This is a genomic window from Pseudorhizobium tarimense (assembly GCF_022968135.1).
Classification (GTDB): Bacteria; Pseudomonadota; Alphaproteobacteria; order Rhizobiales; family Rhizobiaceae; genus Neorhizobium; species Neorhizobium tarimense.
Genome location: NZ_JALJRA010000007.1, coordinates 63,338 through 80,286, shown reverse-complemented (window position 1 = coordinate 80,286; position 16,949 = coordinate 63,338). Strand labels below are relative to the sequence as shown.

The window sequence follows — 16,949 nt, the reverse complement described above, 5'->3', positions numbered from 1 at the left end:
CCTATGAAGAGGGAGGGAGTGGTATCAGAAGAGCGACATCTGCCCGATGGGCTCCGTCGGTGCAACCGGTTCGGCAAGCGAAATCGGCTTCTGCAGCTCCGGGCCCATATTAACGACCTTGTTGACGAGGTCGGATACCGGGACCGACTCGAAAAGGTCATCGTCTGCCGGCTGCATCAAATCGGCGATCGCGCGCGGCTCCTGGGTCTTGCAATCGAGCCAGCGGGCAAACTCCTCCTGCGGGATCACCACCGGCATGCGGTCGTGAATGCTGCGGATCGTCGCATTAGCCTTCGTGGTCAAAATCGCTGCCGTATCGACTTCGGAACCGTCGGCGGAGGCGTAGGTCTCCATCAATCCGCCGAAGGCAAGGACACCGCCACACCTAGGGCGGATCCAATAGGCCTGTGAGGGAAGCCCCGTTTCCTTCGGTGGACGGCGCCATTCATAGAAACCGGAGGCCGGGATCAGCACACGCCGATGGCGCATGGCAGCGCGAAACGAGGCCTTCTCGATTGCCGTTTCCGCACGCGCATTGATCAGCAGCGGGAAGTCTCGAGGATCCTTCACCCAGCCAGGAATGAAGCCCCAGCGGGCCAGCAGCGCATGCCGCGCGGGAAGGTTGCTTCCCGGCGCCTCCCGCTCGGAGGCGGCGACCACCAGGATCGGCTGAGTCGGCGCGATGTTGTAGCGCGGCGGGAAGTTGTCGATATCGATGACGCTGAGGAACTGCAGGATGTCTTCCGGCGTCGCGGTCAGGGCGTAGCGTCCACACATGCCGATGTCATTGCACCAGCCTCCCGGCCGGTCAAGCCGGTCGTTCAGCCACGCGGGCCGAAGAGGATCAGCGAGGCGCCGGCCAGGCAGATCATCCCGCCGCCCACATCCCAGCGGTCCGGCATCCGTCCCTCCACCAGCCAAAGCCAAAGCAGCGAGGCGACGATGTATATGCCGCCATAGGCTGCATAGGTGCGTCCTACAGCATCGCTCGGCACGAGAGCGAGCGATGCTGCGAAAACCGCCAACGACAACAGACCGGGTGCGAGCCACCAGATCGGCTTGTCGAGACGGAACCATGCCCAGAAGGCGAAACAACCGGCGATCTCCGCCAGTGCGGCAGCCGCGAAAAGAAGATAGGCGTTCATCGGGCACCCGGAGTTGTCTTTGCGGACATTCCTTCTAGTCTACCCGTAATGAACGAAGAACCCGACATCGCGCCGCTCGTGTATCCGCAGATGGCATCTTCCGCCGTGCTGGAGCGGGAGGGACGTTTTCTCCTCATCCGCCGGCGCAATCCACCGGCCGCGGATCTTTTTGCTTTTCCGGGAGGACGTGCCGAGCTTGGGGAAACGCCGGCGGAAACGGCCCTGAGGGAGTTTCGGGAGGAAACCGGCATCAGCGCCTTCGACCCAGAACTGTTCGCCACTTATGACCTGAAGACCGAAGCAAAGGACGGAGAGGTCGAGAGCCACTTCTTCCTCTCGGTCTTCCTGGTGAAGGCTGATGCTTCTTCCGAGGCGATCGCGGCGGATGATGCAGCAGACCAGGGATGGTATACGCTTGACGAGATTCGCGCCCTGCCCGTGCCGCAGAGCGTGCTTGATTGCGCCGAACGGCTGGCGGCGAGGATGAGATGATAATACGTGACCGCAAAAGACACATGCCGACCGCCCTGCACCTCTGCGCCAGCTTGATGATCGTTGCCGCAGCAGCCGGACCGCTTGCCGCACAGGAACCGGAGCTAACTCCGGCCCCTGCCCCTGCCCCTGCCCCTGCGGTGGAGGAAAAGCCCGCTCCCTATGACGAGCAACTGGCGCGCCTGGCGGAGATTCTCGGGTCGATCCACTATCTGCGCTCGCTCTGCGGCGAAGAGGGTGGCGGCTGGCGCCAGTCGATGCAGGAGCTGCTAAACGCCGACACCGCCACCGAGCCGAAGCGGCGGGAGCGCCTTACCGCTGCCTTCAATCGCGGCTATCGCTCTTTCGCATCTGTTCACACCACCTGCACCGGTGCGGCACGCACCGCCGAGGGCCGCTACCGTAACGAAGGCGCAACACTTGCTGCAGAAATCGCTGCGCGCTTTGGAAATTAGGGCATTATTTACCTCTTTCGCCAGCAGCCCGTGTCGTTTTGGTAAAAGGCTGCTAGAGTTCTTAATAAGCGAGTAACCCGCGGGTAACCGAGGAAGACATGATGCAGACTGGCCGCAACGATATCGACGACATGATTGTCCACGAGAAGATGCAGGTGGCCCTGGAGTACCAGAACGAGGCCTGGGCCGACGGCGTCGCCGATGGCATTGAACCGGAAATCATCGCCGATGCCGCCTTTGCGCTCGCTATGCGGGAAACGATTCGCATTCATGGAGAACAAGGCGCCGAAGCCATGCTCGAGGAGCTGCGCGAGCGCATGCTCGCCGGCGAATTCTCTCCGGAACGCCGGATCCAATAGGTTGTGAGGTTTCCCGATGAGCAACGCTCCGGAACCTCCTGCACGTCGAAAGCCCCTCTCCACAACGTGTGCCGCACTTGGCCTCAGCGCCCTCCTCTTCGCCTCGCCTCAGGCGGAAGCGCTCTCGGAGCTGCGTGGCAGCCCTAATGAGCAGAACTCTGGCCCGGACGATGGCCGCCAGGCACCATCTGGCATTCCCCTTCCCGATCCCCTGATCAACCGTCCCCCGACGGACGAGGCTGATTCGCCAGATGAAGACACCGGCGACGGTGCGGCGGATGCCGAGATCATCATGGACCTGTCCCAGCTTCCCGAGCCGGTTCGCCGCATGCGCGAGCTGATCGTCGAGGCGGCGGCTTCCGGCGATTATGAACGACTGCGGCCGCTCACCGATCCCGGCCCCCGGCAGACGCAGGTGAACGGCGAGATCAGCGATCCGCTCGACGCCATGCGGAGCTTTTCGGGAGATCCGGAAGGGTTGGAAATCCTGGCGATCCTTCTCGACATCCTCGCCACAGGAGCGGCACGAATGGATGCCGGCACCCCGCAGGAGGCTTATGTCTGGCCGTATTTTGCAGGCAAGGACCTGAAATCCCTCTCGCCGCCGGAGCGGGTTGAGCTGCTGCGGATCGTGACGGCAGGCGACCTGATGGCCATGGAAGAAGCCGGCAATTACAATTTCTACCGGTTGGCAATTACGCCGGACGGCGAGTGGCGTTCGTTTGTCGGCGGCGATTGAGCCTGCGGCAGGAGAACCTTGCTCCTAACCGGCAGAACGCCTAACTGGTAAGGACGCAACCTCCCGAGTGAACCATGCCTGCAGCCTTTTTGCCCGATCGAAGTCTGATCCGTGTTTCCGGAGCGGACGCGATGACATTTCTCCAAAACCTCATCACGACGGATGTGGTCTCCCTGCCGCCCGGCACGGCACGCGCGGGGGCTCTGCTGACGCCGCAAGGCAAGATCCTATTCGACTTCGTGATCTGGCGGGATGGCGATGGCTTCATCATCGAAATGGATGCAGATCAGCAGGATGCTTTCGTTCGGCGGCTGACGATGTACAAGCTGCGTTCGCAGGTGGATTTCACCGTCTTAGAAGACGCCGGCATCACGGTCACCTGGGGTGAGGACACACCCGCCTACGGCGTGGAGGACGAGCGTTTCGGCCAGGCCGGGATCCGGCTGATGCGCCTGATAGGCCAGACTGAAATGGACTTGCCGAAAGGCGACTACGATGCCTTGCGGACGGAGGCTGGCGTCGCCGTTTCCGGCGCAGATTACGCCCTACAGGATGCCTTTCCGCACGACATCCTGATGGACCTCGATGGCGGGCTTTCGTTCCGCAAGGGCTGCTATGTCGGCCAGGAGGTCGTGTCGCGCATGCAGCACCGCGGAACGGCACGCCGCCGGATCGTAAAGATCGAGGCCGAGGCGGATCTCCCCGCTTCCGGAACGGAGATCACCGCGGGCGGCAAACCGGTCGGAGCGCTCGGCACCGTCAGCGGCCGCAAGGGCTTGGCTATCGTTCGGACAGATCGTGTCGGAGCTGCCCTTGCCGCCGGTGTTCCTTTGCTTGCCGGCGATGTCCCTGTGCGAGCGACGCTTCCAGTCTGGACCGGTCTCTCCTATCCTGCTGGCGAAGAGGCCGACTCGTGAGCACGACGAAGGCGGCGCGGGCCTGGCAGCGGATGCTCTCCGGGCGGCGGCTCGACCTGCTCGACCCTTCGCCGCTCGATGTCGAAATCTCCGACATCGCCCATGGGCTCGCCCGCGTTGCGCGCTGGAACGGCCAGACCCGCGGCGACCACGCCTTTTCCGTGGCACAGCATTGCCTGGTGGTGGAGGAGATCTTCCGGCGCTGCAACGGCGCCGACTGCCAGAACCTGATGATGACGCTGCTGCACGACGCACCCGAATACGTGATCGGCGACATGATCTCCCCCTTCAAGTCGGTCGTGGGCGGCGGATACAAGACGGTGGAGCATCGTCTGGAGGCGGCAATCCACCTGCGCTTCGGGCTGCCGCCCCATCCGACGCGCGAGCTGAAGGCGCTGATCAAAAAGGCGGATACGATCGCGGCCTTCTTCGAGGCGACGGAGCTTGCGGGATTTTCCGTGGAGGAGGCGCGCAGGTTCTTTGGTCAGCCGCGCGGGATCACCCGGGAGATGCTGCCGCTGGAGCCGATGCCGGCACTTGAAGCGCAATCCTTGTTTCTCAAGCGCTTCGCCGAGCTTGATGCCGAGCGCCTGTCCGAGTCGCTGACATGAGCGCAATCATCGTCTGCCCGCTGGCAAGCATTGCGGAACTGGCCGTGCGTCACAAGGCAAGCCACCTGGTCAGCCTGATTGCAGAGAAACAGGATTTCCATCGCCCGGGCCTCATTAGGGCCGACCGGCACCTCACGCTCAAGATGAACGACATCGCCTTCGCGGGAACGGGAGACCTCCTTGCGCCGGCGGAGGAGCATGTCGAACGGCTGATCGAGTTCGTGCGCCAATGGGACCGAAGTGCGCCGATCGTCATCCATTGCTGGATGGGCGTTTCCCGGTCGCCGGCTGCCGCCGTGATTGCATCCCTCGCGGTCGATCCGAACGAGGACGACATGGCGCTGGCAGCCCGACTTCGGGCCGTCGCCCCGCATGCGACGCCGAATGCGCGGCTCATCGAATTCGGTGACCGTCTGCTCGGCCGGGATAATCGGCTCATCAAGGCGATAAAGGGGATCGGTCGCGGCAGCGATACCGACGGTAGAGCCTCCTTCGTCTTGCCGCTTCGCTCAATGGGCCAAGAAGATAAGATAACCGCAACAAGGTCTTAGCTGAAGATCTGCAGGTATCTCCGCTGCTTCCTTGACCTCTGTAGCAGGTGCACCAAATACCGCTCGCGACGGCAAAGGAGCACCCTGGCATATGGACCAAGCATCGGATTTCGTGGTCGCAACGCGCGCCGCACTGGCACAGCTGACCGCCCTCGCCGTCCAGTATTCCTTCTCCATCCTCGGCGCCATCATCCTTCTCGTGGTAGGCTGGATCGCCTCCGGCCTCATCAGCCGCTGGGCCTATCGAGGCCTTTCCCGCATCCACGGGATCGACGTGACGCTGGCGCAATTCTTCTCCAATACCATCCGCTATGCGATCCTCGTCATCGTCGTCGTCATGGTGCTCGGCCAGTTCGGGGTGCAGACGGCATCGATCCTCGCGGCGCTTGGCGCCATCGGTCTTGCCATTGGACTGGCGCTGCAGGGCACTCTCCAGAACATCGCGGCGGGCATCATGCTCCTGGTTCTGCGCCCGTTCCGCGTCGGGGAATATATCGACACCGGCAGCATCAACGGCATCGTTCAGGACATCGGCCTGTTTGCCACCGAGCTGAAGACCTATGACGGGCTCTACCGCCTCGCTCCGAACTCTCTGCTCTGGAACGTGCCGGTCACGAACTACAGCCGGCTTTCGACGCGCATGCACGATTTGCCTATGAGGACGACATCGACAAGGCGATCGCCATCATGCTCGATATCGTGCAAGGACGAGCGTGTACTGGACACGCCGGAGCCCTCAGCCTTTGTCATGGATCTTGGCAACAGCTCGGTCGTGCTTGCGCTCCGCTACTGGGCCAACAGCTCCGTCTGGTGGATGACGAGCCGCGACATCACCAAGGCGGTGAAGGAAGCCTTTCGACAAGCAGGGCATCACCATCCCCTACCCTCAGGTCACCTACCACGCCCCATCCGGCGAGAGCGGACCTCCGACATTGTTGCAGATGTCGGACGAGTCGGATGCGGCGCGAACCTGACGGCAAGGATGCGGCGGAGCGGCTGCACGAGGCTTTCGCTCCGCCGCCTTTTCAATGCGCCATCGTGGAGCGGTGCGCCCAGCCGGTCATGCGCCGCTCGATCCAGGCCATCAGCGCATACATGGCAATACCTTCGACAGCGAGCATCAAAAGCCCGGCGAAGACCAGCGGCACGTTGAACTGGCTCTGTGCGGAACTCATCATATTGCCGAGCCCGTAGTTTGCAGCCACCGTCTCGCTAAGCACCGATCCCACGAAGGCCAGCGTAATGGCGATCTTCAGCGAGCCGAAGAAGTACGGCATGGAACGTGGTACGCCGACCTTCAGCATGATGTCGATCTTGCGCGCACCGAGCGCCCGCAGCACATCCTCCGTTTCCGGCTCAATGGTCGCCAGTCCGGTGGCGACATTGACGACAATCGGGAAGAAGGAGATCAGGAAGGCGGTGATGACGGCGGGGATCGTGCCTATACCAAACCAGATCACCAGGATCGGGACGACCGCAACCTTCGGGATCGCGTTGAAGCCAATCATCAGCGGATAGAGGCCGGCATAGATCGTCTTGGACCAGCCGATAAAAAGGCCGATGGCTAGGCCGCCGACGACCGCAAGCCCGAAGCCGAGCGTTGTCGTGAAGAGCGTCTGCAGTGAGTTCTTCCAGATCGGCGACCAATACTGCACGATCGCCTGGAAGATCCTGCTCGGCGCCGGCAGGATCGTTTGCGGCATCTGGAGTGCGATAACCAGCAGCTCCCAGATCAGGAACAGGCCGATGGTGTAGAGCCAGGGTGCCGCCCTCACCCAGCTAATACGGAGAGCTCGGGGTTTGGAGACCGCAGGTGTTCCCGGACGTTCCGTCACGATCGTCATGCTGCCATCCTCGCCGTCGCTATCTCGCCGTGGAGCTGATGCACAAGATCGTTGAACTCCTTCTCGTACATCAGGTCGAGGTCGCGTGGGCGGGCGAACGGAACCCGATGCTCGCGGACGATCCGGCCGGGCCGGGCGCTCATGACGAAGATCTTGTCCGCCAGGAAGGATGCCTCGCGCAGGTCGTGCGTCACGAGGATGATCGTTACGCCCTGTGCCGCATGCAGGTCACGGATAACGCACCAGAGCTCTTCGCGGGTAAAAGCGTCGAGTGCGCCGAAGGGCTCGTCCAGCATCAGCAGGTCCGGCTGATGGATCAACGCCCTGCACAGATTGGCGCGCTGCTGCATGCCGCCGGAAAGCTGCCAGGGATATTTGGCCCCAAAGCCTTTCAGCCCGACGAGTTCCAGAAGGTTTTCCGCCTGCGCGACGTAGTCCTTCCTGTGGGCGCGGAGGCGATGCCGGTGCTTCTCAACGATCTCCAGCGGCAGGAGGATGTTTTCCAGCGTCGTGCGCCAAGGCAACATGGTAGGGTTCTGAAACGCCATGCCCACGATCGAGACCGGTTTCGTCACATGTTGTCCCGCAACGATGACGGTGCCCGCTTGTGGGATGTGCAGACCGGTGACGAGCTTCATCAGGGTCGACTTTCCGCAGCCGGAAGGCCCGACCACGGCGGCAAAGTCGCCTTTTTCGACGCGCATTGTCAGGCCGGAGACGGCAAGCGTCCCGTCGGCGCCGCCATAACGCATGTCGACGTCGTCGATGAAAACGAGGTGCGTCATGGCCCTCTCCGAATTGAAACTGATAGAAAGATGGGAGGAGAGGAGCGCGCCAGGTGCTTCCTCTCCACCTCGATTATGGAAGCATCCGCTCTTCTTTCGACGGTAGGAAGCTTGGGTCGAAGACCTGATCGGCCGCGACATTCCCCTTTAGCCCCATGGACACCTTCAGCGTCTCGATCGAGGCGCCGAGACGCTCCATGTCGACGCCGCCAAAGCCGTTATCTACGACATGGGGCGTCTTGATGTTCATCTCGTTTGCCATATGGAGGCGTTCGAGTTCGATGTCGGAATCGAGCGTCTCGTTGCGCCTCAGGACAGCGGCCACGCCCTCTTCCGGATTGGCGACTGCGTCGGCAAAACCCTTTGCGAGCGCTCTCAAGAAGCCCTTGACCGCTTCCGGGTTCTCGGCTGCGAAATCGGAATTCACCAGCACGGCGTTGCCGTAGAGGTTGAGCCCGTTCTCGGCCATCAGGATGGTGGCGATGTCGTCGTCTGCGATACCCTGTGCCTTGAGGTTCAGGACGACCGAGAAGGCGAAGCCGAAGACGGCATCGACGTCGCCCTTGGCCAGCATAGGCTCGCGAACGGGGAAACCGATCGATTCGATTGTGATGTTGCTGTCGTCGATGCCGGCGACATCCTTGAAGGCCTTCCATTGGGCGAAAGCGCCGTCCGGCGGCGGGGCGCCGAGCTTCTTGCCCTCCAGCGACTTCGGATCCTGTGTCACGCCCAGCGACTTGCGGCCAACGACTGCAAAGGTCGGGCGCTCGTAGACCATCATCACCGCTTTGACCTTCTGGGACGGATCTTCGTCGAGGAACTTGATAAGCGAGTTGATGTCGCCGAAGCCCATCTGGTATGTGCCGGTCGAGACGCGCGGGATCGCTTCCACCGAGCCGTTGCCGGTATCGATGGTGACGTCGAGGCCCTCGTCCTTGAAGTAGCCCTTGTCAGCGGCCAGCAGGAAGCCGGCGGCAGGTCCTTCGAACTTCCAGTCGAGCGTGAACTTGACCGGCGTCTCGGCAAATGCCGGCGCGGACAGCCCGGTCACCAAAACCAGCGCGGCGGCTGCGCTCAACTTGGTCAGATCTCTGCGTGTGAACATGATGATGCGTTCCCCTGCTGTTTTTGAATGACGCATTCAAAACTGCATTCGGGGAGCTACGCAAGCACTATTTGCACACTTTTTCGCCATTCTTATGCAGCGCATAACTCAAAGGCAGATTCGCTTGTAAATTAGGCAGACTGCATCAATCCGCGGCAGAAGTATCAAAGGAAACCACGTCCTCTGTCGGAATCCTGATCCGACACCGTAGTCCGTCAGGCGCCAGTCCAGTTCGACGCCGCCGTGCTGCATGTACTGCATGCTACAGGTCATGACAGTCTGGCCGAATCCCTTGCGGGTTGGCGGAGCGACCCGTGGCCATCCACTTGCGGCCAGTACTCGTCAAAGCCTTCGATCCCCGTCGGCGATATATTTGATGCCTGCGTCCAAACCCATTCGTCCCATTCCGCGCCACGCAATCCGCCGTCACTAAAGGATGGCGCACCGCGGCGCAATTTCAGTTTGACACGCCGACAAAGCAAAGGTGTCTTTTGCCGATGGCATATTGACGAAGCCGCTTCTTCCGACTGAACCATCGAGCCGCTATAAGCGTCGCCATAGATCGGGGAACGGCGTCTAATGGATCTTTTGCTGCTTATCGTAATCGTTCTGGCGGTCGTCTGGCAGCGGAAGACCTCTCAGCGGCTTGCGAGGATCGAGGACGAACTGGCAGCGCTGAAGGCAGGCATAGTAGCTGCCCCCCCTGCGGCGCCCGAGGCTGAAGAGCCATTGATCGCTCACGCCTCCTCGTCCGCCCAGAGAGATGGGCAGGACCTAGAGCAGGTACCGCTGCCGGTCGATGCGGCGGCGCGCGAGGTGACCGCCGCACAAGAGGATGCCGCCCCCGCTGCAAAACAACCGCCCCGCGAGACGTTCGAGAGCAGCTTCGGCGCCCGCTGGACCGTGTGGATCGGCGGCATCGCGCTGGCGCTCGGGGGCATCTTCCTGATCCGCTACACGATCGAGAGCGGCCTCCTGGGCCCGGCTGCACGGCTGGCACTCGCGAGCATCTTCGGGGTTGCCTTGTTCGCGGCCGGGGAGCTCGTGCGGCGCCGGGCGTTGCCCAAGATCTCCGAACGCTACAGCAATGCGATGATCCCCGGCGCGCTGGTGGCGGCGGGTGCTGTGACGCTTCTCGGCACGATCTATGCCGCCCACGCCAATTACGGGTTCATCGGTCCCGCACTAGCCTTTGGCCTCCTTGGACTGGTCTCGCTGGCGACGCTCGGAGTTTCGCTTCTCCATGGCCAGGCACTCGCCGGCCTCGGGCTCATCGCCTCCCTCGTCACGCCCGCGCTCGTGGCCACCACGGCACCGGATGCCACTGTGCTCTTCGGCTTCCTCGCGATCGTCTGGCTCGCTTCCGCACTTGCTTCGCGCATCCGCGGCTGGCTGCGACTGCCGGCGCTGGCCGACCTCGGCCTTGCCTGCTGGGCGATCGTCTACCTGTTCAACACCGAAGGTGCCGATCCCCTGCCGCCTGTCTTCGCGCTGCTGGTGATGATCGCCGGCACGGGCTTTGTCTGGCCAGGCACCGCTATTGGTCATCTCGATGACGTGGGCGCCGGCTGGCGTCGCCGCCTGCTACGCCGTAGGCCGATGGGACTCGGTATCGCGGTCTCGGTCGCGACGCTTCTGCCGGCGATGGCAATGCTGGCGGTATGGGACACGCAGGCGGTTGATGCGGCCTTCGCGGCCGCAGCTTTGATCGCCGCCCTCGCAGCACTTGGCGCCGGACGCCGCTATGCCGTCTGGCCCACCTTGTTATCTGCCGTGGGCGCCGTGGCGGTGGTCACGCTCATCGCTATGACGCGGCTCAATTATGCACCGGCCGAAGCAGGTCTTTCGGGTCCTTTATACGCGTTTACTGCCGAGATCCTGATCAGCCTGCTGCTTGGCAGCATCTATATCCTGCTGGGGCTCGTCTTCCTGAAGCATCACGGTCGAAATGAGGAGAACCTCGGTGCGGTGTGGGCCGTGCTGATGTCTGCAGTGCCGGTGACGCTGGCGATCATCAGCTTCCTGAACTTCGGCCTGCTCACGTTCGACTGGAGGCATGGTACCTATGGCATTGCGCTCGGCGCTGTTCTGCTGGCGGCAGCTCTCTGGCAGTTCCGGAAAGCCTCGACCGAGGAGAAGGATCGGCCCGCAAATCTGCTGGTGCTTGGCTCTTTCGTCGCTCTCGCCTTTGCCCTTCATCCGCTCACCAGTGGCCTCACCACGACCATCCTGCTGGCGTTTCTCGGCTTCGCCTATGCCGTTGCCGCCCGGTGGCGTCGCTGGCCAGCTCTGCCCTGGGCGATGAATTTCGCGCTACTTCTCATCTTCCTGCGCATAGCGTGGGATCCGACGCTGGTGGGGCCGGCGGAGCTTGGCACCGTGCCGTTCTGGAACGCCCTGCTGCCGGGCTATGGGATCCCGGCGCTGATTGCGGTCGTGGCCGCCTATGATCTGCGCCGCTGGCCGGGGCTGCGGGCAAGAAACCTCCTCCAGGCGCTGGCGTCGCTGATGCCCTTGTTGGCGGTCGCGATCCTCGCGCGGCATGCGATGAACGGCGGCGTGCTGGACGATCGCCTGCCGAGCCTCGGCGAGCAGTCGATCTACACGCTGCTGACGATCGGCTTCTCGGCGACGCTGATGACGCTCGACCGGCGAGCGCCGAGCCGGGTCTTCCGCTACGGCTCGATGATTGCCGGAGTGATCGCCACCTTCAACGTGCTCTCGATGCACATCTTCGTGCTGAACCCATATTTCAGCGGCGAAGGCACCGGCAGCTGGCCAATCGTGAACCTGCTGCTGATCGGCTATCTTTTGCCGGCGCTCGCCTATGGCGGACTTGCGATTTACGCGCGTGACAAGCGGCCGAATCCTTATGTGATGATGCTGGCACTGGGCGGCGCCGTGCTCGGCTTCCTCTGGGCGACACTATCCGTCCGCCGCTTCTGGCAGGGCGAGAATATCGCCGACTGGAAGGGCTTCCTTGCTAACGAGACCTATACCTACTCCGTCGTCTGGCTGCTGATCGGCGTTGCCCTGCTTGCGCTCGGGTCACGGCTTCATGCGCGAAGCCTGCGGCTCGCCTCGGCGATCCTGGTGATGGTGACCGTCTTGAAGGTCTTTCTGATTGACATGTCGAATTTGGAAGGCATCTTGCGGGCACTCTCCTTCATCGGTCTCGGCGCCGTCCTTATCGGCATCGGGCTCTTCTACCAGAAGATCCTGGCCCGCCCCTCGCCGCAGACCGTCCAGGCGTTGCCTGAGCAAAGGACCAAACCATGACCACATCCTTGGCTGCCGCCTTCGCGCCCCATGAGCGGGTGGCGCTGGAGCTTCTTCCGCACGCGACGGAAGGAGACGACGGTTCTCACGACGTTGCCCATATCCTGCGCGTCTTCCGCAATGCCATGCGCATCCACGCAGCCGAAGGAGGCGACGGAGAGGTGCTGGCGGCGGCGGTGCTGCTGCATGACTGTGTCGCAGTGGAGAAGAATTCGCCGCTAAGGGCGCAGGCATCCCGGCTGGCAGCCGAAAAGGCCTCAGCGCTGCTTGCGGGCCATTTGTGGGAGGAGCCGAAGATCGCTGCCGTGGCGCATGCCATTGCCGCCCACAGCTTCTCGGCCAACATCACGCCGGAAACGCTTGAGGCGAAGATCCTGCAGGATGCCGACAGGCTGGACGCGATCGGCATGATCGGCGCTGCTCGCTGCTTCTACATCGCCGGTCGGATGGCATCTGCGCTATACGATCCGGCGGATCCGCTTGCGGAAAACCGCCCTCTGGACGACAAGACCTTCGCCATCGACCACTTCGAGATGAAGCTCTTCAAGCTGGCTGATGGATTCCAGACGGCCGCCGGCCGTGCGCTGGCCACCGAACGGCATGTGCGGCTGAAGCACGTGCTCGACATGTTCCTCGACGAAATCTAAGGTCTTCCATGTATGTCAGCGCCTTGAACGTCTATCCCCTCAAAAGCGGCCGCGGCATCGCCCTCGACCAAGCGGAGGTTCGCGCGGAGGGGCTGCGCCAGGACCGACGGATGATGGTGGTCGATGAGGCTGGCGAATTCATCACCCAGCGCGACTACCCGTCGCTCGCCATGCTGGATGTGACCCCACGAGCAGACGGGTTTTGCATTGCCCGCGACGGATCGAAAGCAGTCGAGGTGGCATGGGTCAAGCCTGAGCGGCGGATGGATGTGGTCGTCTGGAAATCGCCCGTCAGCGCTGCCGTGGCGGATGATGCCGTCAATGCCAAGATCTCCGCCTGGATCGGCCGCGAGGCGCGCCTCGTCTTCTTTGACGATCAGTCGCATCGTGAGGCCAACCCAGACTGGGCCGGCGACGGAACGCCCGTGACCTTCGCCGATGGCTACCAGATTCTGGTTACCACCACTGCATCGCTTGCGGCTCTCAACGCCGACATGAAAGCCCATGACGAAGGCGAGATCGGCATGGAGCGCTTCCGTCCCAACATCGTACTGGAGACGGATGAGCCATGGGCGGAAGACGGTTGGGCCACGATCGAAATCGGTAGCCTCGTGCTCGATCTCGTCAAACCCTGTGCCCGCTGCATCATGACGACGCAGGACCAGAGGACTGGCTCGCGCGACGTCGCGAGCCCGATGCAGGCCATGGGCCGCATCCGTATGTCGGCCGATCGGCGTGTGCCGGGACCGTTGTTCGGCTGGAATGCTGTGCCGCGCAGTTCAGGCGAGATCAAGCTTGGCGAGACCACGCGCGTGACGGCGGTGAGGGATCCCTGGCCTGTGAAACGTCGCTAAATTTCGCGCTTGCCTCGACGGTTGCAGGCGCTATTTTCTGCACCGGTTGTCAGACAACCTGCCAGCCTCTTCCTCGGTTGCCTTCCATCTCCTGCGGCGACCATCTCAGGGATCATGCCGCATGACATCTCGGGCGACCGGCCTCGCATTCGCGCTCCTGGCAGTGACGATCTTTTCCATACAGGACGGTGTTTCCAAACATCTCGGCGACAACTATCCCGCCATCTTCATCGCGATGATGCGCTACTGGGCGTTTGCCGGCTTCGCCGTGCTCATCGCCAGCCGCTCCCGCGGCGGCCTTGCCACCACCGCGAGCACCAGGCGGCCGCTGCTGCAGGTCCTGCGGGGTGTTCTGCTTGCCGTGCAAATCGTCGTTGCGATCCTCTCCTTTTCCCTGGTCGGGCTGGCGCAAAGCCAGGCTGTTTTCCAGTCGGCTCCTCTGCTTGTCGCGCTCCTGTCGATGCCGCTGCTCGGCGAGCGGGTCGGCTGGCGGCGGTGGACGGCGATCATGGTCGGCTTCATCGGCGTCATCCTCATCCTGAAGCCGGATACGGGTGGTTTCGACATCCACACCCTGCTCCCCATGGCGGGCGCCGTGATCTACAGCCTGTATTCAATCACCACCCGGCTCGCCAGCCGGACGGATGCGGCATCGACCAGCTTCTTCTATACCGGCGTTGCCGGGGCGGTCGCCATCTCGCTGGTCGGGCCCTTCTACTGGTCGAGCTTTGAGGGAAACGACGGGTACTGGATGGCGGCCCTCTGCATCTTCGGCATCGCAGGCCACTACTTCCTCATCCGCGCCTTCGATTACGTCGACGCCGTCATCGTCCAGTCGATGTCCTACCTGCAACTCGTCCTCGTCACGATCATCGGAGTCGTGATCTATGGAGAGACACTCGGCTTCAACATGGTGCTTGGCTCGGTGATCGTCGTCGGCGCCGGCCTGTTCACCATCTATCGAGAGGCGATGGCAGGGAAGAAGCTGCAGAAGATGGATCCGAGTGGCGAGTTCTGAGGGTCATCAAATTGCGTGATCCATCCCCTCTACAAAACTGATTTTGGGAATGGCTGCCGCAGCGGTACTGTCAGGCACTTGAGTCACTCCAGGAGGTGCCGCGATGACCCAGGCCGTTAAGACCCCCATGCCCTGGCTCATCATCGGAGCCGGTTGCGTCATCGCCATGCTGACCTTCGGGCCGCGTTCCGCTATGGGTTTCTTCCAGCTCCCTATGCTGCAGGATACCGGATGGGACCGCTCGACCTTCGGGCTTGCCATGGCGCTCCAGAACCTGTTCTGGGGACTGAGCCAGCCCTTCTTTGGTGCGCTCGCCGATAAATACGGCACGGGGCGCGTGCTCGTTGCCTCCGGCGCGCTCTATGCCGCCGGCCTGCTGCTAATGGCGCACGCCGATGCACCGATCTGGCTCCATGTCGGCGGCGGCGTCTTGGTGGGGACGGCGATCGGCGCCGGCTCGTTCAGCGTCATCCTCTCGGCCTTTGCCCGGCATGTGACGTCGGAGCAGCGCTCTATAGCCTTCGGCTTCGGCACCGCCGCCGGATCAGCGGGGATGTTCCTGTTTGCGCCGCTCAGCCAAGGCCTGATCAATGCTCTCGGTTGGTCGGACAGTCTGGTTGCCATGTCGATCATGATGCTGATCGTGCCGCTGATGGCGTATCCGCTGCGGGGAAACGCATCATCGGGAACGCAGTCGCAAGCCGCGTTCAAGCAGACGGTGGGCGAGGCACTGAGGGAGGCGCTTGGACACAAGAGTTACGTGCTCCTGACGACCGGCTTCTTCGTTTGCGGTTTTCAGGTCGCCTTCATCACCGCCCACTTTCCCGCCTATCTCGGCGATATTGGCATCGAAGCGAGCTATGCCGTGATCGCCATGGCGCTCATCGGCTTCTTCAACATCATCGGCTCGCTGGCAGCCGGCTTCATCGGCCAGCGCTACTCGAAGCCCTTCTTCCTTGCCTATATCTATATCGGACGGTCAATCGCGGTGACGGCCTTCCTGCTTCTGCCGCAGACGCCGGCTTCAGTCGTCCTCTTTGCCATCGTCATGGGCCTGCTCTGGCTCTCGACGGTACCGCCGACAAACGCGCTTGTCGCGATCATGTTCGGCACGCGCCATCTCGGCCTTCTCGGCGGTCTAGTGTTTCTTTCGCACCAGATCGGCTCCTTCCTCGGCGTCTGGATGGGCGGCTATCTCTACGACCGCTTCGGTTCCTATGATCCCGTATGGTGGCTTGGGGTGGCGCTCGGTCTTTTTGCCGCGGTCGTCCACTGGCCGATCCGCGAACGGCCTGTTGAGCGGCCTCAGCTTGCGGCGGTACCCGCCTGAGGCTGAGTTCGCTGCGCTAGAGCCTTCAGCGATGCCTGGATGAAGCCGTTGCGGGCAGCGTTCTCCGTGATGCCCCGCGGCTCGTAGATGTGGCGGTGCAGGAAGAAGCCCGTCAGGCGGAAAGCTGCCGCCATGCTGTCGGCATCCGCAGCCGTTCTGGCACCTTCCTTCAGGAAAGGCGGAAGCGCGAGAAGCCGGTCCGCATAGGGCGCGCCGGCTGCCGCCGAAACCGCGCGACCGCTCTTCGGGGAGACATAGAGAAGGTCGTCGCGCACTCCCGTCGCGGCGCATTCCGCCAGATCCAGCCCGTATCCGAGGTCGTTGAGGATGGCGAGCTCGAAGCGGATGAAGAGCTCTCCTGCGTCGGCCGGATCGTCCATCGTCTCGAGGATCACGTCCAAAGCCTCGTAGAGATGCGGATGCGGGTCCCGTTCGGGCAGGAGCCGCAGCAGCGCCCCCATAGCCTGGACGCCATAGACGGAGGTCGCCGTTTCCATCAGCCGGGCCGCTCTCAGCTTCACTGGCTCAAGCTTGAATTCGCCGAGATGCTCATCGAGCCGCGCACGCCATACCGCCTCGACCCGATTGCCGGGCTGCAGGACGGGCTGCATGGTGCGCGAGCGGCCGGAGCGCACGAGGCCAAGATGGCGGCCGCGGCTACGTGTCATCACCTCGGCCACAACGCTCGTTTCGCCATGCCGCTTCACACCGATGATGATCGCTTCGTCCTGCCACTGCATGGATTGCCTGAGGTTCCTCTGGTCGCGATTCAACCATAGCCGATAAAACATCTGGCACTGAATCGTAATCGCCGGTTA

At 62.6% G+C, this 16,949-nt stretch carries 18 protein-coding genes and 1 pseudogene; 13 read left to right on the top strand and 6 right to left on the bottom strand.

Annotated features, from left to right (window positions below; genetic code table 11):
• Positions 1-24: 24 nt before the first annotated feature.
• Positions 25-777, bottom strand: a complete 753-nt coding sequence (locus tag MUU54_RS09885) for an SOS response-associated peptidase (protein ID WP_247243857.1) — start codon at positions 775-777, stop codon at positions 25-27.
• A gap of 44 nt (positions 778-821) precedes the next feature.
• On the bottom strand, positions 822-1,145 hold the full coding sequence (locus tag MUU54_RS09880) for a YnfA family protein (protein ID WP_247243856.1): 324 nt from the start codon (positions 1,143-1,145) through the stop codon (positions 822-824).
• Positions 1,146-1,193: 48 nt separating this feature from the next.
• Between MUU54_RS09880 and MUU54_RS09875 the strand changes: the two genes are divergently transcribed.
• The 8 genes and pseudogenes from MUU54_RS09875 to MUU54_RS09840 all read left to right on the top strand — a co-directional run bounded on the left by MUU54_RS09875 (position 1,194) and on the right by MUU54_RS09840 (position 6,243).
• On the top strand, positions 1,194-1,637 hold the full coding sequence (locus MUU54_RS09875) for an NUDIX hydrolase (protein ID WP_247243855.1): 444 nt from the start codon (positions 1,194-1,196) through the stop codon (positions 1,635-1,637).
• Between the two features lie 23 nt (positions 1,638-1,660).
• Positions 1,661-2,092, top strand: coding sequence for a TIGR02301 family protein (locus tag MUU54_RS09870; protein ID WP_376742079.1), 432 nt, complete (start codon positions 1,661-1,663; stop codon positions 2,090-2,092).
• A gap of 101 nt (positions 2,093-2,193) precedes the next feature.
• Entirely contained in the window at positions 2,194-2,451 is a 258-nt protein-coding gene (locus tag MUU54_RS09865; RefSeq protein WP_247244012.1) for a hypothetical protein, read from the top strand.
• 16 nt (positions 2,452-2,467) lie between these two features.
• The gene (locus tag MUU54_RS09860; RefSeq protein ID WP_247243854.1) at positions 2,468-3,190 is read left to right on the top strand and encodes a hypothetical protein; all 723 of its coding nucleotides are present in this window, start codon (positions 2,468-2,470) and stop codon (positions 3,188-3,190) included.
• 74 nt (positions 3,191-3,264) lie between these two features.
• Complete coding sequence (gene ygfZ, locus MUU54_RS09855; RefSeq protein WP_247243853.1) at positions 3,265-4,107, top strand: CAF17-like 4Fe-4S cluster assembly/insertion protein YgfZ; 843 nt, start codon at positions 3,265-3,267, stop codon at positions 4,105-4,107.
• Positions 4,108-4,139: 32 nt separating this feature from the next.
• On the top strand, positions 4,140-4,718 hold the full coding sequence (locus MUU54_RS09850; RefSeq protein WP_247244011.1) for a YfbR-like 5'-deoxynucleotidase: 579 nt from the start codon (positions 4,140-4,142) through the stop codon (positions 4,716-4,718).
• Positions 4,715-5,269 (top strand): tyrosine phosphatase family protein, encoded by a 555-nt coding sequence (locus MUU54_RS09845; RefSeq protein WP_247243852.1) that lies wholly within the window; start codon positions 4,715-4,717, stop codon positions 5,267-5,269. The genes MUU54_RS09850 and MUU54_RS09845 overlap by 4 nt, the downstream gene beginning before the upstream one ends.
• A gap of 91 nt (positions 5,270-5,360) precedes the next feature.
• Positions 5,361-6,243 (top strand): annotated as a pseudogene (locus tag MUU54_RS09840) (mechanosensitive ion channel family protein).
• A gap of 51 nt (positions 6,244-6,294) precedes the next feature.
• Here the strand turns inward: MUU54_RS09840 and MUU54_RS09835 are convergent.
• The 3 genes from MUU54_RS09835 to MUU54_RS09825 all read right to left on the bottom strand — a co-directional run bounded on the left by MUU54_RS09835 (position 6,295) and on the right by MUU54_RS09825 (position 9,006).
• Positions 6,295-7,113 carry an ABC transporter permease gene (locus tag MUU54_RS09835; protein ID WP_247243851.1) on the bottom strand — a complete coding sequence of 273 codons (819 nt, stop codon included), beginning with the start codon at positions 7,111-7,113 and terminating at the stop codon, positions 6,295-6,297.
• On the bottom strand, positions 7,110-7,898 hold the full coding sequence (locus MUU54_RS09830; protein WP_247243850.1) for an ABC transporter ATP-binding protein: 789 nt from the start codon (positions 7,896-7,898) through the stop codon (positions 7,110-7,112). Before MUU54_RS09830 ends, MUU54_RS09835 begins: the two co-directional genes overlap by 4 nt.
• A gap of 73 nt (positions 7,899-7,971) precedes the next feature.
• Positions 7,972-9,006 (bottom strand): ABC transporter substrate-binding protein, encoded by a 1,035-nt coding sequence (locus tag MUU54_RS09825; RefSeq protein WP_247244010.1) that lies wholly within the window; start codon positions 9,004-9,006, stop codon positions 7,972-7,974.
• A gap of 576 nt (positions 9,007-9,582) precedes the next feature.
• On the opposite strand from MUU54_RS09825, the gene MUU54_RS09820 reads away from it, so the two are divergent.
• From MUU54_RS09820 to MUU54_RS09800, 5 genes are all read left to right on the top strand, one after another.
• Complete coding sequence (locus MUU54_RS09820) at positions 9,583-12,282, top strand: DUF2339 domain-containing protein (RefSeq protein ID WP_247243849.1); 2,700 nt, start codon at positions 9,583-9,585, stop codon at positions 12,280-12,282.
• A complete protein-coding gene (locus tag MUU54_RS09815) occupies positions 12,279-12,929 on the top strand; it encodes an HD domain-containing protein (RefSeq protein WP_247243848.1) in 651 nt (216 codons plus the stop codon). Before MUU54_RS09820 ends, MUU54_RS09815 begins: the two co-directional genes overlap by 4 nt.
• A gap of 8 nt (positions 12,930-12,937) precedes the next feature.
• Entirely contained in the window at positions 12,938-13,783 is an 846-nt protein-coding gene (locus MUU54_RS09810; RefSeq protein ID WP_247243847.1) for an MOSC domain-containing protein, read from the top strand.
• 121 nt (positions 13,784-13,904) lie between these two features.
• Entirely contained in the window at positions 13,905-14,801 is an 897-nt protein-coding gene (locus MUU54_RS09805) for a DMT family transporter (protein WP_247243846.1), read from the top strand.
• A gap of 103 nt (positions 14,802-14,904) precedes the next feature.
• Entirely contained in the window at positions 14,905-16,131 is a 1,227-nt protein-coding gene (locus tag MUU54_RS09800) for an MFS transporter (RefSeq protein WP_247243845.1), read from the top strand.
• Here MUU54_RS09800 and recO read toward each other — a convergent pair.
• Positions 16,107-16,871, bottom strand: coding sequence for a DNA repair protein RecO (gene recO / locus MUU54_RS09795; protein ID WP_247243844.1), 765 nt, complete (start codon positions 16,869-16,871; stop codon positions 16,107-16,109). The two genes, MUU54_RS09800 and recO, sit on opposite strands and share 25 nt — an antisense overlap.
• Between the last annotated feature and the right edge of the window lie 78 nt (positions 16,872-16,949).